The organism is Halothermothrix orenii H 168 (genome assembly GCF_000020485.1).
Taxonomy (GTDB): Bacteria; Bacillota; Halanaerobiia; order Halanaerobiales; family Halothermotrichaceae; genus Halothermothrix; species Halothermothrix orenii.
Map to the genome: position 1 here is coordinate 462,141 of NC_011899.1, position 23,790 is coordinate 485,930.

Here is a 23,790-nt window from a genome sequence, read left to right on the forward strand (position 1 = left end):
TTGTGATTAAAGTTGGCAAAAAGGGAGGCCCGGGGGGCGGTCTCCCTATTCAGGTATCTTCTTTAAAAGGGGGTTAGATCATGTTTAGTTTTCTAAAAATTATAACAAAGCCTTTTTTGTATTTAGTGAGATTAGTTAAATCCCTTGACAGATTTGTGATAAAAATCCTGGGACGATTAAAAATAGGGAAAAGAATAATGCTCTTTATATTATTAATGATAATAACTATTGTAGGTATTAGTTCTTATCAAATTTATAATTCTTATCTGAATACTCTTGAAAACAACGAACGGGAGAAACTGCAGCAGGATCTGAGGGTTATCAGTAACCAGTTAGAGCAGAGAAAAATTGAAGTCTCCAGTATCGCTGGTAGTCTGGCCAAAATGCCCCTGGCCAGAAAAATTATATATGATATGGAATATGACAAAACATACTGGGAGTACATAATGGGACAGTTACAGGTCGATGGTATAGAGATAAGGGATTTTGATTTTGAATCGGTGGCCAGGGTTGGTAATGTAGGTGTCGATTTTGAAAAAAATAATGAGTTGAAACAAAAAATTGTTGATCTAATTTTGTCAGGGGTGGACGTAACTTTCTTTACCCATAATGATAAATACATACAGGTGAATGCTGTAAGCAGTGTCATTGATGAATTCAGAATACCGGGCCTGGGTGGGATTATGGTTAGTAAATTTCTGGGGTCTGAATTTATTAAATTATTACCTTTTAATGATGAATATGGAGTTCAATTGTACTATAATCAAAAATTAATAGATAGCAACCAGATAGGGTCAAACTTTAACGATGTAGCCTTGATAACCAGTGATATTGAAAATACCTTTAACAGTGGTTCTGATAGTTATTTAATCTGTAAAAGAGAAATAAATGGGGAAATATACTCGGTTGGTTATTTACCGATCAAAAACTTTTTTGGTAAACCCATTGGTTATATTGTCTTGATACAATCCAGGGCAGGAGTAGTTGGGAAAATAAATGATATGTTCAGACAGATTATTATAAATTCACTGGTCATTATTGGAATATCGTCTTTGTTTGTCTTGCTGATTACCCAGAGCATAACACATCCCCTCAACAAAGTTATTGGAGGAGCCCGCCAGGTCAGTCAGGGAGACTTACGGGTCACAATTGAAGCAGATTCAAAAGATCAGTTTCTGGTTCTGTCTGATAACTTTAATCAAATGGTCGCAAACCTGAAAAATGTAGTTTCCAGCCTGTTATATTCCTCTGATAATGTTTATAAGATGTCACAAAATTTATCAGCCAGTGTTCAGGAAGTCAGTGCTACTTCAGAGGAAGTAGCAGCGACCAGTGAAAAGATTGCCCTGGGAGCTGAAGAACAGGCTACTAAAACAAAGGAAACCGAAAAACTTCTTGATAATATTAAGAAGGGAGCAGAAGATGTAAGTGAGAGTTCAGCTAAAATTGTTGAGGTTGTCGATAATGTCCAGAAACAGTCAATAGATGGGTTAGATGTTATTAAAAAAGCGAGAAATCATATGGGGAAAACCCTTGAAGAGTTAGATTTAACAAATGAAGTAATTGATAACTTAAGGGATAGCATCGATCAAATTAATACAATCATTGAAGCAATTAATTATATTAACGAAGAAACAACGTTACTTTCTTTTAATGCAGCTATTGAAGCTGCCAGGGCCGGTGAAGCTGGCCGGGGGTTTGCTATAGTTGCTGAAGAAATCAGGTCGTTAGCCAACAGGTCCAATGAATCACTGGATAATATTATTTCTATTTTTAGGCAGATAAAAGATGCTATGCAGCAGGTAGAGGATGCCATGGATAAAAGTCGTAATAACATCAAGAGTAGTGATCAGAATGTGGTTGACGTGTATAAAGCCCTTGAAGAAATGCAGAATGTAGTAGAAGAAGCAAAGAATGTCAGTATAGAAATAGCTAAACAGGCGAGAAGCCAATTAAAGGGTACAGAAGATATAGATAAAGTAGTTGGGGAAATTACAGATATTGCTGAGGATAACCTGTCAGGGTCCAGACAGGCTGCCCAGATGAATCTGGAACAATCCAAAGTAATTGAAGAAGTGGCCGAGGCTGCTGATGACCTTGCCGATATGGCAGAAAGCCTGCAAAATATGATTAAGAAGTTTAAATTATAAAGTGATTTAAAATATAACTAATTAAGAGAGATGAAAAGTAATTTAGCGGGGACAGGCTTACAGTAAATAAAATTCCAGGTAAAATAACAGCTTCTGTTCTGCAGGTAATCCCTGGTCAGGAAATATGATTCAATATCAGCTAAGCTATAGAAGTAAAAATTCTTTTATATATTATATTATTTAAGAAGCAGTTTTTCTGAACTGCTTCTTTTTTTTATTGAAATAAATTAAAAAAACTCTTTCTGTAGTCTAAAAGACCTATTATCAAATAGATATAAAAAAATATTAATATTAAGAAGGAAATTAATGGAACATAATAGAAATACTAAATAAATGAAAAAATTAACAATATTGATTATATGAAAAATAGATAGGAAAATATACTATTATATAGAAAAAATAATATTATAAACCAAATTATTAGTAATAAAGGAGCCGGGTTTAAATAACTGGTCCCTGTAACGGGACAGGCTTCATCAAAATAGGACAAGTTATTACATTAACAATAACTAACCCCTTTTTTTGAAAAAGTGTTTTACAAATTTTATTTTTTATGAGGATGATATTTAGCTAATTAATTGGTTTAAAAAACAATTAAAAAAGGAGGTGGAGGTCGTGAATTGGTGTGCTGCTTGTTCTGCCTGTTCTGCATGTGCAGGGTGCTCAGTTGGTTGTGTTACCTGTGCTGGTTGTGGTGGCTGTGTTATTACCCCCACACCTGACGTTGAAGTAGCGGTGACTGGTGTTGCTTCAGGGACAGTGACAGCAGCAGCAGTAGGAGGTGTAGCTGGAGTAGCCGCCTGGTAATGGTACTTATGTTAATGGTGGGGTAGAATATATCCCACCATTAACCCATCTTTTTAGAGTTCTGGGGGTGTTTAGCTTTTAAGCTCCCATTTAATTATTATAAATAATTATTATGAAATATCTAAATTAAATAATGGGAAGTAGGGTGAAAAAATGTCACAAACTTTTATTACTGATAAAATGAAAGAAAATCTTGATAAATATATTATTTTTAATGAGGACGTAGTTGATATTATCTTTAGATACCCCGACAGGGTTCTAGTTTATAATCATGATACGAGCGGATTGAGTAGATTTATGGGCTTTGGACTTGATATCCTGTATGATGATTCCCTTGACATTCTGTTGAATAATCCCGACAAATTACTTGGAGAATATAAGCCAGAGTTTATTACTAAATACATAGAATACTATTATTTCAAAAACTGGATTTGTTTTAGCGATACCCCTAAAACAGAATATAAAATTAGATTTTTGGGAAGTAAAGATTATTACATACCTGGTCACCTGGCTATAGAACTGACGGATAAATGTAATCTCGCTTGCAAACATTGTTATCGGGATTCAACAAAAAAAGGTAAATTAATGGATACTCAGAAGTTATTTTCATTAATAGATATGCTAACTGAAAAAGGATTAATTATTGTGGAGCTAACAGGGGGTGAAATAACCCTTCATCCTGATTTCTGTGAAATAGTTGATTATTTGGCCCAGAAGCTCGATATAATTGCTTTATTAACAAATGGTTATGAATACAATCAGGAAATAATAGAATGTATTCTAAGAAACAAAGATAAAGTAATGGTTAATGTTAGTCTGGATAGTTATGACCAGGAATTTCATGACAATTTTAGAGGGAAAAAAGGTGCCTGGGAAAGGGCATACAATTTGGTTAAAACACTGGCATCAAATGAAGTTCCAACCAGAATAGCGATGGCTATTACACCAGAGAACTTATTTCATATCGAAAAAACAATATTATTAGCCAAAGAATTAGGGATAAAAAACTTTGCATGGGATCAGGTATCCCAATTTGGTAGAGGAAGTAGTATTGATTGGAGTAAGGTAACACCTGAAGAGTATTTTGAATATGAAAAGCAAAGCAAATATTTGTTTAAAAAATATTATGATATGTTAACCTTGATTCCAGCCAAAATAACCAGACAGATGAAAGTTGAAGGATTAAACTGTGGGGCTGGCTGGAGAACCTTTGCCCTTGACCCTGATGGTAATTTAAGATTATGTGTGAATTCAGAACTTGATTTATTCAAGATTGGGAATGTATTTGAAGAAGGTATGAGCATTTTTAAAAAAGAACTGTTACAAGAGTTTGCAAAAGTCTCTATGCCCAGGTATAGAACTTGTAAAAATTGTAATTATTTTAGTTTTTGCGATAGCTGTACACTTAAGGGTTTAATAGGTGCTAAGAATAATAAAAACTGTGTCTGGGATGGGAAGAAGCTAGCCAGAAAAGTCAGGACAAGGCAGACTATAAATATTAGTTGCCTTAGTAAAAAGACTATTTCAAAATAAGAAAACAATAATGAGAGTGGGGTGTAAACTGTTGATCAAGGAAAGTCTTTCTACGGTTACATTGAATGTAACTAGTAAGTGTAATTATAATTGTAGTTATTGTGCTTCATGTAACAAAGAGGATTTACTTGAATTAAAAGATATAAAGATGATTATTGACAATACAGTTAAGTTAAAAACTCAATATCTTATACTTTCTGGGGGAGAACCAACTTTACGAAATGACTATCAAGATATTATTGACTATGCAAATAAAAACGGGTTAATTACTGTTTTGTTTAGTAATGGTAGTCAAATTGACAATGTGGCAGCTGATTATATAAAAGAAAATATTAATATAGTTAGATTTACCCTGGATAGTACAAAAGAAGAAAAATATGATAAAATTAAAGGCAGGGGAACATTTGCTAATTTAATAAAAACAATAGATATGTTTAATGATAAGAAAATACCTGTTAATTTAAATATTCCAGTAAATTATGATAACATTGAGGAAATTGAAGACATTATCTTGTTTTCCATAGATAAGGGTATCCAGACCCTCAGGTTTGCCCCAATTATTCCTTCTGCCGATAAACATATTTATAAAACTTTATTAACCAGTATTTTCGAGAATATAATTAAGTACGAACCATTTTTTGCTTTCCCTGATTTTAAACCAGTTGGTAGCCGGGATACATTTATTAATGCGGTTTCCAATATAGACTGTCCAGGAGGTATAATATCAATTAATATTAATTCAAATGGAGAAGTGACAGTATGTTCATTTTTTGATGAAGTAACAGAAGGAAATTTGAAGGAAGAAGATTTATTTGACATCTGGTTTAATAATTATGAAAAAAATTTAAATCAAAAATGTAAAGTTATCGATGTTGATATTGGCGAATTGTTGTCAGAAGTCTTGACAGATAAAATGTGGGGTTATTCAGCTGTCAGGAAAGCAATAAGTTTTTGGTATACTGAAATTGCCGGTAAAGAAAAAATGTGTTATCGCGGTTTTCCATTCTGGCAGTTATATTTTTCACGGAAGCCGGGTGAGTAGCATGGCCAATATAATAGAGATAAAAAATTTGAAAAAAATAATTAATAACAAATTGATCCTTAAAGGTGTTTCGTTAAACATTCCCCAGGGGAGTATTTTTGGGTTGATTGGGCCAAACGGGGCCGGTAAAACAACCTTAATTAGACATCTTCTAGGTTTGTATAAACCTACAGAAGGTCAAATTTTAATTATGTCAAACAGTGAAAGACATATTAAAAATAAGATTGGGTTCATGCTTCATGCAACGGGGCTTTATCCAGTTCTAACCTGTTATCAGAATCTGGACCTATATGCTACAATTTATAATTTAAATAATTCCGAAAAGAAGATTAATAATATCTTAAAAACTGTAGGACTTTTAAATCGTAAAAATGACCGGGTTGCTGAGCTTTCAAAGGGAATGAAGCAAAAACTTGTTTTAGCCAGAGCTTTATTACATGAGCCTGAGATATTAATACTGGATGAGCCTACCGTGGGATTAGAAATTGAGATGAAAGTTTGGTTTAGAAATTTTATTAAGACTTTTGTTGATGATAAATTACGTACAGTAATAATTTCTTCACATGAATTATCAGAATTAGAGAAAATATGTACTCATGTTGCTATAATAAGGGATGGGATGATTGTCAAACAATATAGAAAAAATGAATTACCAACAGATGTCTCCCTTGAAGATCTTTATTTGAAGTCTGGTGGTGAAATGTCTTGAGTATATTAACTAAAGAATTCAGGCTTCTTTATGGTAATAAAGTGTTTTTGTTGTGCTTTCTCTTTTTTACATTAATTTATTCTGCGATTGGATATGGAGCCAGATATGTATATGAAGAGGTTGTTAATGATTTAAATGTGGTATATTACTTTATATTTGTATATTCTATGTCATTAACTTTACTTATGCTTCAGGTTTATCCAGCATCCAATGATATTAGAGAACAGGCCTATGGTGGTGTTGAAAATATTCTGGCTACAGGTTACCCTTTAAGTAAGTTAATATTACATAAAATGTTACCAATATTTAGCGCCCTATATCTCCCATCATCAATAATGGTTGTAATTATTATAATATGGAGTAAGTTGTACCTAGCGGGGCTGGTTGCTTTATTATGTATATTACCGGTAATCAATGCTGGATTATCTTTAATTTATACCTGTACAGTTCTTCTATCTCCCATTCCTGGTATGGTAATGAATCAGATATCTTTTTATGCAGTAGCTGGTATTTTCCTTTTAAGTTATGGTCCGGTATTGATTTATAGAACTACTGGTTATGTTGTAGGAATTAAAGTAAGTATATTATTATCTTTTGTCTTTTCTCTCCTGGTAGGATTTAGGGCGTACAGGAAGTTTAAAAAAACAGATAAAGAAACAATTATTATAAGGGGAGACTATTGATGATTTTAGAAATAACAAATTATCTTACTAGGTATGAAAAGTACGAACCGGTTAACCAACATATCGATAAAAGACTTGTAAATACCTTTAGTATTATCCTTCCGATAGTATTATTTATTATTTTGAAAAAATTAAATCTGGTTTTAAGCTTTAATGCTATTTTGTTATACCTTTATGTAAATATTTTTGTCAGAGTCAATACTCTGGCACTCCGGGTTATATCAAAAAAATATGGAGGGATTTACGAAAACCTATTAGCTACAGGTATGGGCAGAAAACATTTAATAATTATTGAAACACTAATATATATAAAGCAAAACTGGGTGAAGATAATCCTTTTTAATTCCTCTATTACTCTGGGATATTATTTAATAAATTTAAAATTAATGTCAGTATATAATTTGTTAGTATTTTTACTTATAGCAAATATAATATCTATAATATTACATTTAATTGTGGGAGCAATAACAGTAATAAATGGGATGGTCAATAATTCTTTAGCCCAGTTGATAACATTAATTGGATGGGGAAGTGGACTTGTTTTATTTTTATCCAAGCATATTATTATAAAAATTACAGTTCCGCTAGTAGTAATTTGTTTGTTGGGTGGTTATTCTGTTATTAATATATTAATTAAAGAAGATTATGAAGTTATATAGTAAACAGAATGAACAATCACAGGCCAGGACACTACTTAATTTTATTGAAAGCTTTTCATAATCCCTGATAGAGGAAAATCCTTTTAAAAAAAATAAATTAGTAATTTTTTAAAACCACCACAGGGATATCCCCCTGTGGTATAATTTTTTTTAAATAGTATATTAAATTTGAAAAGGAAATTTTGAAGGTAGCAAGAACTTAATATTATAGAGGTTTATTGATATATATTATTTAACGGGAAAGGAGATATATTAATGTTTGAAATGACTAATCTAATTTCTAACCATCATTATTTTAATTCCAGGTGACCCTGGCAATATAATATCTAGATCTACAGATAAGGAATAAAAAAACTTATTTATGCATAGGGATTAAACAGACCCCATCTTTATTAAAATATCATATAATAAAAATTATAATGAGGAAGTGATTAATCATGTCAACTAAAATCATTGTTGATAGTGCCTGTGATCTTCCAGATGAAATCCTGGATAAATATGAAATTGAAGTATTGCCCTTTAATATTCATATTGATAACCAATGTTATAAAGATGGTATTGATATAGAGGTTGAAGAGCTTTATGCTGCTATGAAAGAGGGGAAAGTGCCTAAAACATCCCAGGTTAGTCCCGAAGATTTTAAAAGAGCTTTTAGCAGGAATGCAGAGGCAGGTAATGATTGTATTTATATAAGCTTTTCCGCGAAACTTTCCGGAGCCAATCAGACAGGACAGTTGGTAGCAAAAGAAATCAGGGATAAATATAAAGATGTTAATATAGATATTGTGGATAGCAAAGCAGGTTCAGTAGCAACCGGTATTATTGCCTATAAAGCAGCTCTTTTGCTTGAAAAGGGAGTCAGTAGAGAAAAGGTGATAGAAAAGATTAAATACTGGGCAGATCATATTGAGCACATATTTATGCTCGATGATTTAAAACCCCTGGTAAGGGGTGGAAGGATTAGTAAAACTAAATTCTTTGTCGGAAACATACTTAATATCAAGCCTATTTTATGTGTTAAAAACGGAAAAATAGAGTTATTGAAAAAAGTCCGTGGCACCGGAAGGGCCATAAGTAAGATGATTAATTATGTAAAAGAGAAAAGTTATGATCTAACAGAGCAACTAATAGGAATTGCCCATGCTGATGATTTAGTTCAGGCTGAAGTGTTGAAAGAAAAGATAGAGGAGCTTGGGGGAAAAATCTTCTGTGTGGAGAAAATTGGAAGTGTGCTGGGAGTTCATCTTGGTATCGGGGGAATTGGTGTCTTCTTTTTAAATGAGGCCGAAGCCTGATATATCGTAATGTAGTAGAAGCCCTGGGCCTGAGCTTAAGGAGTGTAGGGTATAAAAATAAATAACGTATATTTAGAAACCCTCATAGCATGGGGGTTTCTTTTTTGTATACAGTAAACATATTTTAATTTTGTTCATTCTATACTCTTAGTTATGTGTAAATCTGTGTTCTGTCTAAATAGTAATGTCTAAATAAGTAGAATACTTGACAATTACTAATTCCTGTTTTATAATGAATATAAATTCATTTAAATACCAGAAGGTGAGTTGGATGCCAAAAATAATTAAGGATATTGAGGAACGTATTTTTAATGCAGCCTTAAAACTTTTTGCTGAAAGAGGATATAATAAAGTGAATATGAAAATGGTGGCAAAAGAAGCGGGTATTGCGGTTGGAACTTTATATAACTACTTTCCCAATAAACTTGGTTTATTTTTGAGTGTGCTGGAAACAAATTTTAAAAAACCTTTGAAAAGCTTAACAAATTAATGGAAAATCCTGATAATACAATTTATGATCTTATTGAAATTTTATATGATGAATCCAGCAAGTTAAAGGAAATGGGTAAAGAAATTATTCGTACTAATATTTTAGGGAAACAGGAAAACGAAACCATAGAAAACATAAAAAACCGACTCGTCAAAATGCTGGAAGAATTTTTAATGCAGTTAAAAAAAGAGAGGAAACTTAAGATATCAAAATCAAGAGAGAAGAGATTAATACATTTACTTCTTTTATCAATAATAGATTTTTCAAAAGAATTTCCCTGCGAAAGAGAAGAAAACATCTCTTTCATTAATGAAATTTTCTGGTCTCTGGCAGGGCAATAATTTTTTTAAATTTAAATGAACGACAATTCATAAAAAGATAGGTAATTTAGGTTATAAGCTTATCAAGGAGGTAGAGTTTAAGTGAAACATAAACTGGCAAAGTGCATTAGTTATTTTACTGTAGTTCCTGTCTTTGCATTTTTTACGCTGCTCTTATTGTATTATCAAAATTTGATTACAACCAGGTACTGGTTGCTGGTTGGGGTCCTTTTTTTGACAGTATTACCCCTGCTGGCATACTTATTTAAGTTCTTTATTCCTTCAATTAGAAATGAAGGAAGGGAAGGAGAAAGGAGGCTGGCTTTTTATTTTGGCCTGGGTAGTTATATAATCGGTACCTTCTTTGTCAGCTTTTCCCCTTCCCCGGTGGTTATTAAAGTATTATTTTTTACCTATCTTGTTTCAGCACTTGTATTAACCTTTATCAACATGTTTTTAAATTTCAGGGCAAGCGGTCATGCTTGTGGGGTTGCCGGACCGGTGACTATATTAATTTCTTTTCTTGGTAGTAGTGTATGGATGTTTTTATTGTTAATACCGGTTACCTTCTGGTCAAGATTAACATTAAACAGGCATAGCCTTAAAGAATTAATTTCTGGTGCTCTTGTTGGTTCCTGTTCAACAATTTTTGTTATCTTTTTTTACCTATTTCTGAGGGGGTGATAGTAAAAAGCCAGGTGAAAATTTTTATTGATAGTGTCTGTGATTTATTACAGAAACTTATAAAAGGGGGCTTAAGTGATGGGAATTGATTTTTCTTTTGCCAAAAAATTTGCTGTTGAAAAGGCTTTAAAGCAGGCCATGAAATATGTTGAAAAGGATCCTGAAAAAAACTTTCTTAAGATTTTAGATCTGGGTGAAAAACTGGTAAGAAGAGATAACCATAAACGGGGAATAAAAATTTTTAGAGAAAATTATAAAAAGAATCCGGTAATAAAGGAATATGTCAGGAAATTAAATCATATTGCACCAAGTTACAAGTACGGGCTGTTAATGAACTTTTTTGTTAATGCTGGTTTACTGGGAATTCCATACCAATATGAAATGGCCGAGAAACTGGGTGTAAAAGTTCCCTGGACTATTCTGATAGACCCGACAAGTGCCTGTAATCTTTCCTGTGAGGGTTGCTGGGCCGGGAAATACGAGAAGGGAAATTCCCTTGATTTTGATACTATTGACAGGATAATTAATGAAGCCAAAGAACTGGGAATTTATTTTATAGTATTATCAGGTGGGGAACCGACAGTTTATCCACATTTATTTGATATTTTTGAAAAGCATCAGGATGTTGGGTTTATGATGTATACAAATGGAACCCTGATAGATGATGATTTTGCGGACAGACTTTTAGAAACCGGTAATGTGACCCCGGTTATAAGCCTTGAGGGTTTCCGGGAATCCACTGACAGGCGAAGGGGTGAAGGTACTTATGATAAAATAATGTCTGCTATGGATAGGTTGCATGAACGGGGTATTATTTTTGGAGCCAGTGTAACAGTAACCCGTAATAATGTGGATGAGCTATTCGGGGATGAGTTTATTGACCTGATGATTGAAAAGGGCGTAATATATATGTGGTCATTCCACTATGTTCCGATTGGTAGGAATCCAAACCTGGATTTAATGCTTACTCCCGGGCAAAGGGCCAGGCTTGCTGATAGGGTAAATCATCTACGGAATACAAAGCCTCTTTTCGTTGCAGATTTCTGGAATGATGGTACTTATACTCAGGGGTGTATTGCAGGAGGAAAGCGTTATTTTCACATTAACTCCAAGGGAGAGGTAGAACCATGTGCATTTGTTCATTTTGCTATTGACAACATTAAAGATAAGCCTCTAAAGCAAGTTCTGCAAAACCCTCTGTTCAAATCATATCAAAAGAGGCAGCCTTTCAATGAAAATTTGATGTGTCCCTGTCCCATTATTGATAATCCCCAGGCATTAAGGGATATAGTTGAGGAAAGTGGTGCTTATCCAACACATGAAGGTGCAGATAGTATACTGAAAGGAGATTTAGCAAAAAGACTTGATGAAATATCTTCCAGGTGGCAGGAAGTGTCCAAGCCCATCAATGAAAAGAGGATTAAAGGATAGTAAAGATTTTCAGGACACCAACAGTATTTTACTTTTTTATCTTTTAATTATTTTTATGATGGCCGGAAAGCAGGAAAGTCTTCATTAAATATAATAACTTGCTGTAATACCCTGATAATTTATCAGGGTATTACTTTTGCAGGAAAATAACAGAAAATGTTTAAATATGTATATAGGGTGTTTAGAAAATATCAGGAAGATCTCAGTAAACAATATTAAGAATTTAATAAAACAAGATTACAACAGGTTTAAGCATATTGTTGTTGGTTATAGGACTCTAAGGATTGACTTACAAAGGAATTTACTAATATTTGTAGAATTATAATTATTGGTGATAAAAATGTCTACAAGAAGATTAACTAAAAATGATAAAGCCTGGAATCAAATTTTTAGTGAGTATAATATTTTACAAAAAATAAGGGAAGAAGAATTTTATAAAATAGAATCAAAACTTATTAATAAATACAGGCAAAGTAGATTGATGACTAAATTTGACCATACAGCCAATCTCCCAGCTGTATTTAAGCATAATAATTTGAGAATACTTCCAATATCCAGATCGAGTTATATAATAGGTAAGTTTTCTAATTATAAAAAAGTTGTATATCAGGGTATTGACTCGCCTGAGGCAGTAAGATTTCCTTCTTATATAAAAAGTATTGACTATAACAATCTTTTTTCTGAAAGTTCAGTTTTACATTGTGCTTACCTTTGTGGTATGATAGATGAACTAATAGGAGAAAAAACATACCCTACCGTTTCTGGCAGAATGACTACAGATAATTTTTCTTTCAGGGTAAAAAGTATAGAAAACAAAACTTATTATAATCTCAGTGTTAATAAATCCCAGGTTGAAATTGATGGAGGTTATGAAAGCAAAAATTATTTAGTTATAATTGAGGCGAAAAATACTGAAGTAGAAGATTTTATTATAAGGCAGTTATATTATCCGTATAGAGTCTGGCAAAATAAACTTAACAAAGAAGTGATTCCAGTCTTTTTAACATATTCCAATAATACATTTAGTTTTTTTGTATATAGATTTGAAGATATAAAAAATTATAATTCATTAAAACTTGTAAAACAAAAACATTACATAATCAACCCCAGAAAAATTACTTTAGATGATGTAAAATATGTTTTTGAAAAAACTGAGGTTATTGATGAACCTGAGGTTCCTTTTCCTCAAGCTGATAAATTTACAAGAATTATTGACCTGCTCACTATTTTGATGAATACAGAAATGTCTAAAGATGATATAACAGAAAATTATCAATTTGATGTGAGGCAGACTGATTACTATACAAATGCTGCTATTTATCTTGGCCTGGTCAAAAAAATAAAAGATGGAAAGTTAATTAAGTATACATTAACAGGAAAGGCAAGAAGAATAATGATATTACCATATAAAGAAAAGAACATGGCATTAACCGCATGTATTTTAGAACATGAAGTTTTTAATAGGTGTTTTAAAGTATATTTAAACCATGGTAAATTACCCAGTATAGAAAGTATTGTTGAAATCATGCTAGATAGTTATATCTATAATGTTAGTTCTATGCGTACTTATAAAAGAAGAGCTCAAACAGTTAGAAAATGGCTTGAATGGATTATTAACCTTACACAGAAAAAAATAAAATCATAAAAATTTAAAAAAGCAAGGGCATATACCCTTGCTTTAATTAATAGTTAGTTATTATTAATTCTTTTATTGCTCCCCGTTTGTTTCCAATACAATTTATAGCTCTAATTGCTTTAACTTCTTTAATATTGAATTTTGAATATAGTTTTTTTATCAATGGAGAGTTTGAATTGCTTAACATGCATTTCCCACCCTGCATATCGATATAATTGAATAATTCGTATAACCTTTCCTGATCTTCTTTAGTAAACCCATTTTTTGTATAAGAAGTAAAATTAGAAGTATCTGACAAGGGTACATAGGGAGGATCAAAGTAAACAAAATCGGCCGGTGTAAATCTATACTTATCTTTTATTATTTCAAAATCGTTTTTAATTATTGTAACGTTTTGTAATAATTGGCTAACAGTCCTTAGATTATCTTCATCACATATCCTGGGATTTTTATAATTACCATAAGGTACATTAAATTGACCTTTATTATTCAAACGGTATAAACCATTGTAGCAGGTTTTATTAAGATATATAAATCTGGCTGCTTTCTGGATATTGTTAAGCTCATTTACACTCCATAGTTCTTTCCTGGATAGACCTAACTCTCTGGCCTTTCGCGTCCATAGTCCTCTAACTTTATAATAATATATTTCATTATTATTTTTTTCATGTTTTTTTAATTCATTAATAAGAGATTCAACAGAATTTTTTATAACTTTATATGCATTTATCAGATCATCATTAAGGTCTACTATAATACTTTTTCTTCCGGATATTACATTGTTATTTGCTAATTCAAAAAAAAGAGCTCCGGCACCTACAAAGGGCTCAAAGTATCTTTCAATATTATCAGGTAATGAATTAAATAAATCAGGAATAAGTTGTCTTTTTCCTCCGGCCCATTTTACAAATGGCTTTGCATATTTTGTTGTTTTCCGGGTTGTATTTGCCTCACATGGTAAGTTCATTATTATATACCTCCTGAGTATCATCCAAAATAACCTTATAAGTTATATTCAATATAATATTATAATATCCTTCAAAACTTACTCAAAAAATCAGAACAATTGTTTGTATTAACATATATTTCCATATAGTGCTAACTTATAGTATACAAAAAAGGCAAGATTTTTGGTAGTTATCAAGCACTATGTTAGAAGGAAAATAACATAAAATATTTAAATATGAATTTAAATAAGCTTTTAAATATACTTCCCATTGTGGGGGAGTATTTTTTTAAAAAATTGACAGAAGTAAACTTAAAAAACTGATGTTCTGTGACATTAAGCTGTTGCCCTTTTTTTGATATAATTTAACGTGGATTAATCCATATATAGCAGGATTTTTTTACATATTTCCAGAATTAATATATTAAATATACAAATATTAGCATGTTTAATTTACAAAAATGTGGTCAGGACTAAATTGCTTTATATGTAAGCATTTATGGGAGGGAGAAAAATGTCACAGGAAACACTAACACTTGATAAACTGGAATCTCATCTCTGGGAATCAGCAAACATTTTGAGGGGAAGCATTGATTCTTCTGATTATAAAAATTATATCTTTGGTATGTTATTTTTAAAAAGAATAAGTGATGTATTTGATGAAGAATGTGAAAAGATGAAAGCTGAAGGGAAAGAAGCTTTTATTGATGACCCTGATTTTCATGACTTTTTTGTACCAAAAAGAGCCAGATGGGAGCATATTAGTAAGGTTACACAGGATATAGGTTCTCATATTAACAAGGCATTCGAAGTCTTAGAAGAACACAATAAAATGCTGGAGGGTGTTTTAGCTCCGATAGACTTTAATGATAAAGAGAGATTACCTGACCATGTACTTGAAGAGTTAATACAGCATTTTTCTAAGTACAGTTTGAAAAATAGAGATCTTGAAGATCCTGATATTCTTGGAAGGGCATATGAATATTTGATTCGTCAATTTGCAGATGATGCTGGTAAAAAAGGGGGAGAATTTTATACTCCCCGACAGGTAGTCAAATTGCTCGTGGAAATCCTGGATCCTCGACCAGGGATGAGTGTTTATGACCCCTGTTGTGGTTCTGGGGGTATGTTAATCTATTCCGCTGAACATTTAATAGAAGAAGGCAATGATATATCTGAAATATCACTGTACGGTCAGGAAAGAAATTTAAACACCTGGGCTATCTGTAAAATGAACATGCTCCTGCATGGGCTTTATGATGCTAAAATAGCCAAGGGAGATACCATGCGCGACCCACAGTTTCTTGATAACGGTAAGTTAGACCAGTTTGATAGAGTTATTGCCAATCCCATGTGGAATCAGAGCTCATGGAGCAAAAAATATCTGCAAGAGACTGAGCCTTTTGGCAGGTTTAGCTATGGTTTTCCTCCTAAAAATTCTGCAGACTGGGTCTGGATTCAGCATATGCTTGCAAGTGCCAACAAAAAGGGTAAAATTGGTGTAGTATTAGATAATGGTGTGTTATTTAGAGGCAGGTCAGAAGGTAAAATTAGAAAGAAAGTTCTAAAGCATGATTTGATTGAAGCTGTTATTGCTTTACCTTCAAACTTATTCTATAATACATCATCTCCTGGATGTATTTTGATATTAAATAAGGATAAGACTGTTGAGAGAAAAAATAAGGTAATTTTCATATATGCTGAAGAAGATTACAAGGAAGGAAGTAATCAAAACTACCTGAGAGAGAAAGATATTGAAAAAATATTAAATGCTTACAAAAACTTTGAAGATATTGAAAGGTATTGCAGGGTAGTCGATATGGAAGAGATTGAACGAAATGATTATAACCTGAATGTCCCCAGATATGTAGATACTACAGAACCTGAAGAACCCATTGATGTGCAAGAGGTTATTGATAATTTAAATAAGCTTGAAGAGGAACGGAAGGAAATTGAAGAAGAAATGAATGGATATTTGAGAGAGTTGGGATATGATGATTAAGGACGGGTATAAGGAAGTAAGAATAGGACCCAAAAAATATCATATTCCAAAAGAATGGGAGTTTAGAAATTTTGGTTTGATTTCCAAATATATTAAAGCAGGTGGCACACCCAAAGCAGATAAAAAAGAGTACTATGGTGGGGAAATATTATTTGTAAAAATTGAAGATATGACAAAAAATGGTAAATACATCTATAATACAAAAAGCACAATTACAGAAGATGGTTTAAAAAACTCTTCTGCTTGGATAGTACCAAAAAAATCTTTGTTGTTATCAATGTATGGGAGTTATGGAAAAGTGTCTATTAATAAAGTTGAATTAGCTACTAATCAAGCAATATTAGGGATTATTCCATCTGAAGAAGTAAATTTGGATTATCTATATTATTTTTCTTTAGGTTGCTTAAAACCTTATTTTAAATCATTAGTTAAAGCTACAACTCAAGCCAATTTAACAAAACAAATTGTTAATAATACTCCTGTATTATCTCCACCTCTCCCAGAACAGAAAAAAATAGCTGCAATTTTGTCCACCGTAGATAAAGCAATCGAAAAAACAGATGAAATAATTGAAAAAAGCAAGGAATTGAAAAAGGGATTAATGCAACAATTGCTGACAAAAGGGATTGGGCATAGTGAGTTTAAGGAAGTAAGGATAGGAACAAAGAAAATAAAGATTCCTGTAGTATGGACTTTAATTAAATTTGGAGAAGTATTTAAAAAAAGAAATGAGAAGGCAAATGTAGAAAAAGAATATAAATATGTGGGTTTAGAACATTTAGGAACAGGCGAAATCAATTTACTTGGCTATGATAGGAATGGTAATAATAAAAGTAGTAAAAGGTTATTTAAGTCAGGAGATATTCTTTATGGAAAACTTCGTCCTTATTTAAAAAAAGCTGCCATTACAGATTTTGATGGCATTTGTTCTACGGACATAATTCCAATATATGCAACTAAAAAATCTGTTAATAATTATTTAATTTATTTAGTTCATTCTAAAATGTTTGTTGATTTTGCAGTTTCTACTATGGAAGGGACCAATTTACCAAGAACATCTTGGCGAGTAATAAAGAATTTAATTATACCTTTACCACCACTCCAAGAACAAAAGAAAATAGCGTCTATCCTATCATCAGTAGATGAAAAAATTCAGAAAGAGCAGGAATACAGAGAAAAGTTGGAGGAGTTAAAGAAGGGCTTAATGCAGAAGTTGTTGACAGGTGAAGTAAGGGTTAAGGTAGAAGATGAGGAGGTGTAGACCTTGACCAAAAACTGGGACGAATACCATCGGGTTGAAAAAAGGGCACTCAACTTATTTGAAAGGTTAGGTTACAAGGTTTTCGATATTAACAAGACCATGGAACGCCCTGCAAGGAATTCAGAACACGAAGTTTTGTTACTGGATAATTTAAAAAAGGGAATCAAGAGAATTAACCCCTGGATTTCCGAAAACAACCTGAATAAAGCTGTCAATATGATTCGTCCTGCACGGATTAAGGCTACCAATTTGCTGGAAGCCAATGAAATTATATATGAAAGGTTAGTTAAACATGTTTCTGTACTGCAGGACCTGGGCCAGGGCAAGAAAAATCAGACGGTTAAATATATAGATTTTGAAGATCCGGATAATAACGAGTTTCTGGTGATGAACCAGTATAAGGTAAAAGGAAGAGAAAATATTATTCCTGATATAGTTGTCTTTATCAACGGTATTCCGATTGGGGTTATAGAGTGCAAGGTTGATACAATTGACGAACCAGAAGAAAAAGCCATCGAACAGTTGAGAAGATATCAGAATATCAGGGAATATGACCTTGAAGAAGGTGCCGAACAGTTATTTTATACCAACCAGGTACTGGTGGCAGCCTGGAAGGATTCTGCTTCAGCCAGTACCATCGGTGCCCCTGCCAGGCAGTTTAAAGCCTGGAAGGACCCCTATCCCAGTACCATAGATAATATAACAAAACTTGTAGGAGAAGAACCTACAATGCAGGATATTCTGTTATACTCCATGTTTAAGAAGGAACGCCTCTTGGACTTAATACAGAACTTCATTGTTTTTGAGCGGGAAGGTAATGGAATAGTTAAAAAACTGGCCAGATATCAGCAATACAGAGCTGTCTGTAAAGCTGTTGAGAGGATCAAAAATGCCAGAAAATTAACAGAGAGAAGCGGTACAGTCTGGCATACCCAGGGTTCGGGCAAGTCCTTAACCATGCTCTTTTTAGCTCTGAAGTTAAGGCGAATGAAAGAACTGGAGAATCCTACTCTATTAATTGTGACTGACAGAAGGGATCTCGATGAACAGATTACAGGAACTTTTAAAAAATGTGGTTTTCCCAATCCCATCAGGGCTAAAAGTGTAAAGGATTTAAAAGAAAAACTCAGACTTGATGCAGGCAAGACCATTATGACTACAGTTCAGAAGTTTCAGGAAAGGGATAATGACAAATACCCGGTCTTAAGTGAAGATACCAATATCTTTGTGATGGTGGATGAGGCTCATCGTACCCAGTATAAGGATCTGGCAGCCAATATGAGGAGGGCTTTGCCCAATGCCTGTTATCTTGGTTTTACAGGTACGCCAATAGATAAAAAAGCAAGGAGTACCATCAGGACCTTTGGTACATATATTGACACCTATACCATAGAAGAATCGGTAGAAGATGGGGCTACTTTACCTATTTTCTATGAAGCCAGGCTGGCTGATTTAAGGGTTGAAGGCCGGGATCTGGATAAGTTGTTTGATAGAATTTTTAAGGATTATACTGATGAAGAAAAGCAGAAGATTAAAGAAAAACATGCTACAGAAAAAGATATTGCTGAGGCCAGTTCAAGGATTGAAAAGATATGCCTTGATATTATTGAACATTATGAATCCAAAATCTACCCTTTTAAGGCCCAGATAGTAACTGTTAGTAGAGAAGCTGCAGCTAAATATAAGGAGACACTTGATAATTTGAATGGTCCTGAGTCTGCAGTTATCATTAGTGGAGATAGAACTGATAAAGGATTAATAAAAAAATATATAACAACAGGTGATGAAAGAAAAGAATTAATTAAAAGATTCAAAGATTATCATGATAGTCTGAAGTTTTTAATTGTATGTGATATGCTACTGACAGGCTTTGATGCTCCTGTTGAACAGGTGATGTATCTTGATAAACCCTTAAAAGAATATAATTTACTCCAGGCTATAGCCAGGGTAAATAGGCGATATGATAACAAAAACTTTGGTCTGGTAGTCGATTATTATGGAGTTTTTGATCATTTGAAAGAAGCACTGGAAATCTTTAATAAAAAGGATATCGAAAATGCTGTTACGCCAGTTAAAGATGAAAAGCCCAGGCTGGAAAGAAATTACAGGGGAGTAATGAGGCTTTTTGATGGAGTTAATATGGATAATCTGGATCAATGCATCCTTGCCTTTAAAGAGGAAGATCAAAGAATTAAGTTTAAAAATGCCTTTAAAGCCTTTGCCCGCAGTATGGACATTATCATGCCTGACCCCATTGCTGACCCATATCGTGAGGATTTGAAAAAGCTGGGTAAAATTTATAAGGCAGTACGCAATCATTACCGGGATAAAAACCTGAATATTAAAGGAGTAGGGGATAAAGTTAAAAAATTAATTGATAAGCATATCATGGCCACTGACATTAAAATCTTAAGTGAACCTGTATCCATTCTTGACGAAGAAAAATTTGAAGAAACCATTAATGAAATAAGAAATAAAGAAACCAGGGCCAGTGAAATGGAACATGCCATTAGAAATGAAATTAGTATAAAAATTGATGAAAATCCTGCCTATTATCAATCATTAAAAGAAAGGCTTGAGGAGTTAATTGAAAGAAGAAAGCAGGGTATGCTTGATTTTGCAGAACAAATAGAAGAGATGAAAGAAATTATAAATGATATAAGAAATGTTAGGTCAAAGGCTGAGAGGTTGGGGCTAAATGAGAAGGAGTTTGCCCTTTATGAACTTCTGGTTGATGAGTTAGAACCATATTATACAGAGGAAGTGGCTGACCCGCCGGTAAAATATAATGCAGGCAAACAATCACGCACTGATATAAAAATCAATGAAAAGGTAAAAAATCTAGCTCAATCATTAATCAACGAACTGGAGGATATGGCTGTATTTGAATGGTATAAAAAGGAGATTGTATTAAAGAACATGCGTAGAAAAATCAAACTTTCTCTGGCAGGTTATAAGGAATTTAGGAATAAACTTGACAGTCTTACTACAAAAATTATAAAGCTTGCTCGAAATATTTTGATGATGATGCTTTAGGAGGGAGTAACGTGCAACAGGTCAGGATAGGTAATACTGTAATTAAATATAATATTGTTCGTACCAATCGTAAAACTGTTGGTTTAATAGTGGATCCCGAAGATGGAGTTATCGTTAGATCTCCTGAAAGGCTTTCAGATGATAGGATAAGGAAGCTGTTAAAAAAGAAAGCCAGATGGTTGATGGAAAAATTAAGGCTTATAAATGAATTTAAGCCTAAACCTGCATCTTATGAATTTCTAAGCGGAGAAAAATTACCCTATCTTGGCAGGAAATATCGATTAAAAGTAACTAAGGATGATGGAATAAAGAGCGTTAAAGTCAGATTATACCAGGGAAAATTTGAGATCAATGTATCTTCTTCTATCAAAAGGGAAGAAAAGAGAGATAAAATCAGAAAAGCTTTAATTAAATGGTATAAAGAACATGCGAAAGATAAAATTAATGAAAGAGTCAGGATTTATCAAAATAGAATAGGAGTAAAACCAAATAATATAATTGTTAAAGAGCAGAAAAAACGCTGGGGAAGCTGTAGCAGTAAAGGTAATATAAATATAAACTGGAGAATTATTATGGCTCCCATGTCAGTTGTAGATTATATTGTTGTTCATGAACTGGTTCATTTAATACATCCCGATCATTCAGTTAATTTCTGGGAGCTTGTTGAAACTGTGATTACGGATTATAGAGAGAAACAGAAATGGTTAAGAATTAATGGACGTGCATTAGATTTTTAGTATATTTTTATTTTTAAAATAAAAACCAGCAAGAGAAAGTTTACCATTCAACTTATATGAAATTATAAAGGTAACTATCGGGTATTTCCACTCAGTAGTGGACAATAAATATTGCAGGTGGAAGTGGAAAAATATGAATTTTGCCAGATAGTAATGATTTACTTTTGAGAAAATGTTAGAGTTAAATAGACTTACAAACTTGTTGTGGAAAATCAATTCTGTTTTTAGTGTTGCAAAAAAACTTTCAGCTACTGCATTGTCCCAGCAATCACCTTTGCGGCTCATTGATGAAATAATACCGTATTTCCACAGTGTTTTTTGAAAATCATGGCTGGCATACTGACTACCTCTGTCAGAATGAAAAATTAATCCCCTGGAGGGATTACGATTTAGTACGGCCATTTCCAATGCATCAATCACTAACCTTTTTGTCATATGATTGTCCATTGACCAACCAACAACCCTGCGAGAATAGAGGTCAATCACTACTGAAAGATAAAGCCAGCCTTCTTTTGTTGGAATATATGTTATGTCTGATACCCAGACTTTATCAGGTTGGGTAACGCTAAAATTACGTTTGAGAAGATTATTTTTTAAAGGGAGATTATTGTCAGAATTAGTTGTCCTTTTAAACTTTCTTTTCTGTATTGCTTTTAATCCCATTACCCTCATTAGTCGTTCAATACGCTTAATATTATAATGATAACCCTCTTTTTTAAGCTGTTTATGTATCCGGGGGCTACCATACCTTCCCCTGGTCTGCCAGTATATTTCAGCTATCTTCAACTTTAACTTTTTATTTGTTAACTCTCTTTTGCCAGGTTTTCTTTTTAACCCAGCTGTAATATCCTGACCGGGATACATTTAAAACCTGATACATATTCTCCACAGCAAATTCATTACTGTGTTCTCGGATGAAACCATATATCATTTCGGTTCCTTTAAGAAGATGCGCACTGCTTTTTTTAATATATCACGCTCTATTTTTATATCACTTAATTCTTTTTTTAGCCTTTGAATTTCTTTCTGTTCAGGGGATAACTTTTTTTGCCATTGCCTGGGAAAGCTAAGTCACCTTTGTTTTTGTATTCCCTGCGCCGTCTGATTAAATTATGATAAATGATACCTAGTTCTTTTGCTATAACTTTACAAGATTTATCTGAGCTAAAACTAAGTTCTACAGCTTCTCTTTTGAACTCTTCTGAATATTTTTTTCTTCCCATTATGGGCACCTCCTGGGTTAATTATACCTAAACCCTGTGTCCGACAAATGGAGGGAAGGTCATATAACAATTTTTTAATTTTTTATATCTAAATTATTTGTGGGGTAACCTTATGCTTAAAAAAACAACATCAATTATAACGGCCTTAATCTCTTTATTATTTTTATTGATGGCGGGTAACGTGATAAAAAAACATTATATACAGATACCGGGTATCAACCACGACCAAAAGCTTGAGAAAGTCTATGTAACCAGAGTTTATGATGGTGATACCTTCAGAACTGCCGATGGTGAAAATGTCAGGCTTATTGGTGTCGATACCCCGGAAATTAATCATGAAGAGGGAACAGCAGAGTATTACGGGCGGGAAGCCCTGGCATATGCCCGCAAACACCTGGAAGGTAAGTATGTTTACCTGGAGTATGATCAGGACAGGCGGGATAAGTATGGCAGGCTACTGGCCTACGTCTTTCTTACCGATGGTATTTTCTTTAACGCCAGCTTACTGGAAGAGGGTTATGCCCATTTAATTACCGTTCCCCCGAATATAAAGTATTTATCCCTTTTTAAAAAGACCGTTAAAAAGGCGAGGGGGGAGGGGGCTGGAATATGGTCCCGGCTTAAAGTAAAAGAGGCCAGCCTTCCAGTTATTGGTTGGGAGGAAGCAGAAAACTATATAGGTAAAGAAGTTATTGTCCGGGGACAGATAGTGGACACCTATAATTCTGGTCAGGCCCTTTTCCTTAATTTTGACAGGGAGTACTGGAGGACATTCCGGGTAGTTATCTTTAGTGAAGATTTAAATAAATTCGGTTTTAACCCGGAGGAATACTTTGATAACAAATGTATTAAAGTTATGGGAAAGGTAAAGGAGTATGAAGGTAAACCTGAGATTATTGTGGATAGTCCTGAAGAAATAATGGTTATAAAAAACTGTTTATAGAGTAAGGTGACCCTGTGTAAAAGAGAAGGTTTTATTTTATAAGGTAATACAATATGCCAGTAACCTTAATCTTGGTATATGGTAACATCTGACACATATTCTGTAATTTCCTGAAGTCCTAAGTATTACAGGAAAGTACAGGGTATGTGTCTTTTTATTTTCTGTAACCAATATATTTACTATTTTGTATTGACAAATATAAG

At 33.2% G+C, this 23,790-nt stretch carries 19 protein-coding genes and 1 pseudogene; 18 read left to right on the forward strand and 2 right to left on the reverse strand.

The features are described 5' to 3' along the window. Positions 1–80 precede the first annotated feature (80 nt). The 13 genes from HORE_RS02295 (at position 81) to HORE_RS02355 (ending at position 13,448) form a co-directional block, all read left to right on the forward strand. Entirely contained in the window at positions 81–2,150 is a 2,070-nt protein-coding gene (locus HORE_RS02295) for a methyl-accepting chemotaxis protein (protein WP_012635377.1), read from the forward strand. A 615-nt stretch (positions 2,151–2,765) separates the two neighbouring features. Beyond that, positions 2,766–2,957 carry a hypothetical protein gene (locus HORE_RS02300; protein WP_041605790.1) on the forward strand — a complete coding sequence of 64 codons (192 nt, stop codon included), beginning with the start codon at positions 2,766–2,768 and terminating at the stop codon, positions 2,955–2,957. A 153-nt stretch (positions 2,958–3,110) separates the two neighbouring features. Next, positions 3,111–4,490, forward strand: a complete 1,380-nt coding sequence (locus HORE_RS02305; RefSeq protein WP_012635378.1) for a radical SAM/SPASM domain-containing protein — start codon at positions 3,111–3,113, stop codon at positions 4,488–4,490. 31 nt (positions 4,491–4,521) lie between these two features. Continuing rightward, positions 4,522–5,532 (forward strand): radical SAM/SPASM domain-containing protein, encoded by a 1,011-nt coding sequence (locus HORE_RS02310; protein ID WP_012635379.1) that lies wholly within the window; start codon positions 4,522–4,524, stop codon positions 5,530–5,532. Between the two features lies 1 nt (position 5,533). After that, positions 5,534–6,241, forward strand: a complete 708-nt coding sequence (locus HORE_RS02315) for an ABC transporter ATP-binding protein (protein ID WP_012635380.1) — start codon at positions 5,534–5,536, stop codon at positions 6,239–6,241. Then, positions 6,238–6,924, forward strand: a complete 687-nt coding sequence (locus HORE_RS02320; RefSeq protein ID WP_012635381.1) for a hypothetical protein — start codon at positions 6,238–6,240, stop codon at positions 6,922–6,924. Before HORE_RS02315 ends, HORE_RS02320 begins: the two co-directional genes overlap by 4 nt. Then, positions 6,924–7,583 (forward strand): hypothetical protein, encoded by a 660-nt coding sequence (locus HORE_RS02325; RefSeq protein WP_012635382.1) that lies wholly within the window; start codon positions 6,924–6,926, stop codon positions 7,581–7,583. Before HORE_RS02320 ends, HORE_RS02325 begins: the two co-directional genes overlap by 1 nt. A gap of 437 nt (positions 7,584–8,020) precedes the next feature. Next, entirely contained in the window at positions 8,021–8,878 is an 858-nt protein-coding gene (locus HORE_RS02330; protein WP_012635383.1) for a DegV family protein, read from the forward strand. Between the two features lie 271 nt (positions 8,879–9,149). Next, positions 9,150–9,368, forward strand: a complete 219-nt coding sequence (locus tag HORE_RS02335) for a TetR/AcrR family transcriptional regulator (protein ID WP_012635384.1) — start codon at positions 9,150–9,152, stop codon at positions 9,366–9,368. Next, a complete protein-coding gene (locus tag HORE_RS12295) occupies positions 9,368–9,709 on the forward strand; it encodes a hypothetical protein (RefSeq protein WP_012635385.1) in 342 nt (113 codons plus the stop codon). Before HORE_RS02335 ends, HORE_RS12295 begins: the two co-directional genes overlap by 1 nt. A gap of 81 nt (positions 9,710–9,790) precedes the next feature. Next, positions 9,791–10,372, forward strand: coding sequence for a hypothetical protein (locus HORE_RS02340; protein ID WP_012635386.1), 582 nt, complete (start codon positions 9,791–9,793; stop codon positions 10,370–10,372). Positions 10,373–10,450: 78 nt separating this feature from the next. Continuing rightward, positions 10,451–11,803, forward strand: a complete 1,353-nt coding sequence (locus tag HORE_RS02345) for a radical SAM/SPASM domain-containing protein (RefSeq protein ID WP_012635387.1) — start codon at positions 10,451–10,453, stop codon at positions 11,801–11,803. Positions 11,804–12,143: 340 nt separating this feature from the next. Beyond that, complete coding sequence (locus HORE_RS02355) at positions 12,144–13,448, forward strand: type II restriction enzyme (RefSeq protein ID WP_012635388.1); 1,305 nt, start codon at positions 12,144–12,146, stop codon at positions 13,446–13,448. A 37-nt stretch (positions 13,449–13,485) separates the two neighbouring features. Here HORE_RS02355 and HORE_RS02360 read toward each other — a convergent pair whose 3' ends face one another. After that, positions 13,486–14,406: a DNA adenine methylase gene (locus HORE_RS02360; RefSeq protein ID WP_012635389.1), complete on the reverse strand. Its 921-nt coding sequence runs from the start codon at positions 14,404–14,406 to the stop codon at positions 13,486–13,488. A 493-nt stretch (positions 14,407–14,899) separates the two neighbouring features. On the opposite strand from HORE_RS02360, the gene HORE_RS02365 reads away from it, so the two are divergent. Genes HORE_RS02365 through HORE_RS02380 form a run of 4 tightly spaced genes read left to right on the forward strand, consistent with a single transcriptional unit; the run spans position 14,900 to position 21,421 of the window. Beyond that, complete coding sequence (locus tag HORE_RS02365; protein WP_012635390.1) at positions 14,900–16,387, forward strand: class I SAM-dependent DNA methyltransferase; 1,488 nt, start codon at positions 14,900–14,902, stop codon at positions 16,385–16,387. Next, a complete protein-coding gene (locus HORE_RS12300) occupies positions 16,377–17,648 on the forward strand; it encodes a restriction endonuclease subunit S (protein WP_050748591.1) in 1,272 nt (423 codons plus the stop codon). The genes HORE_RS02365 and HORE_RS12300 overlap by 11 nt, the downstream gene beginning before the upstream one ends. A 3-nt stretch (positions 17,649–17,651) precedes the next feature. Beyond that, the gene (locus tag HORE_RS02375) at positions 17,652–20,684 is read left to right on the forward strand and encodes a type I restriction endonuclease subunit R (protein ID WP_012635392.1); all 3,033 of its coding nucleotides are present in this window, start codon (positions 17,652–17,654) and stop codon (positions 20,682–20,684) included. Between the two features lie 11 nt (positions 20,685–20,695). Continuing rightward, positions 20,696–21,421 carry a M48 family metallopeptidase gene (locus tag HORE_RS02380; protein ID WP_012635393.1) on the forward strand — a complete coding sequence of 242 codons (726 nt, stop codon included), beginning with the start codon at positions 20,696–20,698 and terminating at the stop codon, positions 21,419–21,421. Here HORE_RS02380 and HORE_RS12655 read toward each other — a convergent pair. Then, positions 21,410–22,644, reverse strand: a pseudogene (locus HORE_RS12655) (IS3 family transposase). The gene HORE_RS02380 and the pseudogene HORE_RS12655 overlap by 12 nt on opposite strands. 112 nt (positions 22,645–22,756) lie before the next feature. Here HORE_RS12655 and HORE_RS02395 point away from each other — a divergent pair. After that, on the forward strand, positions 22,757–23,587 hold the full coding sequence (locus HORE_RS02395; protein ID WP_012635396.1) for a thermonuclease family protein: 831 nt from the start codon (positions 22,757–22,759) through the stop codon (positions 23,585–23,587). Positions 23,588–23,790 lie beyond the last annotated feature (203 nt).

Excerpts from the sequence above, each read along its gene's own strand:
- HORE_RS02295 (WP_012635377.1), top strand. The coding sequence starts at position 81 with ATGTTTAGTTTTCTAAAAATTATAACAAAGCCTTTTTTGTATTTAGTG.
- HORE_RS02305 (WP_012635378.1), top strand. The coding sequence starts at position 3,111 with ATGTCACAAACTTTTATTACTGATAAAATGAAAGAAAATCTTGATAAA.
- HORE_RS02315 (WP_012635380.1), top strand. The coding sequence starts at position 5,534 with ATGGCCAATATAATAGAGATAAAAAATTTGAAAAAAATAATTAATAAC.
- HORE_RS02325 (WP_012635382.1), top strand. The coding sequence starts at position 6,924 with ATGATTTTAGAAATAACAAATTATCTTACTAGGTATGAAAAGTACGAA.
- HORE_RS02330 (WP_012635383.1), top strand. The coding sequence starts at position 8,021 with ATGTCAACTAAAATCATTGTTGATAGTGCCTGTGATCTTCCAGATGAA.
- HORE_RS02335 (WP_012635384.1), top strand. The coding sequence starts at position 9,150 with ATGCCAAAAATAATTAAGGATATTGAGGAACGTATTTTTAATGCAGCC.
- HORE_RS12295 (WP_012635385.1), top strand. The coding sequence starts at position 9,368 with ATGGAAAATCCTGATAATACAATTTATGATCTTATTGAAATTTTATAT.
- HORE_RS02345 (WP_012635387.1), top strand. The coding sequence starts at position 10,451 with ATGGGAATTGATTTTTCTTTTGCCAAAAAATTTGCTGTTGAAAAGGCT.
- HORE_RS02355 (WP_012635388.1), top strand. The coding sequence starts at position 12,144 with ATGTCTACAAGAAGATTAACTAAAAATGATAAAGCCTGGAATCAAATT.
- HORE_RS02360 (WP_012635389.1), bottom strand. The coding sequence starts at position 14,406 with ATGAACTTACCATGTGAGGCAAATACAACCCGGAAAACAACAAAATAT.
- HORE_RS02365 (WP_012635390.1), top strand. The coding sequence starts at position 14,900 with ATGTCACAGGAAACACTAACACTTGATAAACTGGAATCTCATCTCTGG.
- HORE_RS12300 (WP_050748591.1), top strand. The coding sequence starts at position 16,377 with ATGATGATTAAGGACGGGTATAAGGAAGTAAGAATAGGACCCAAAAAA.
- HORE_RS02395 (WP_012635396.1), top strand. The coding sequence starts at position 22,757 with ATGCTTAAAAAAACAACATCAATTATAACGGCCTTAATCTCTTTATTA.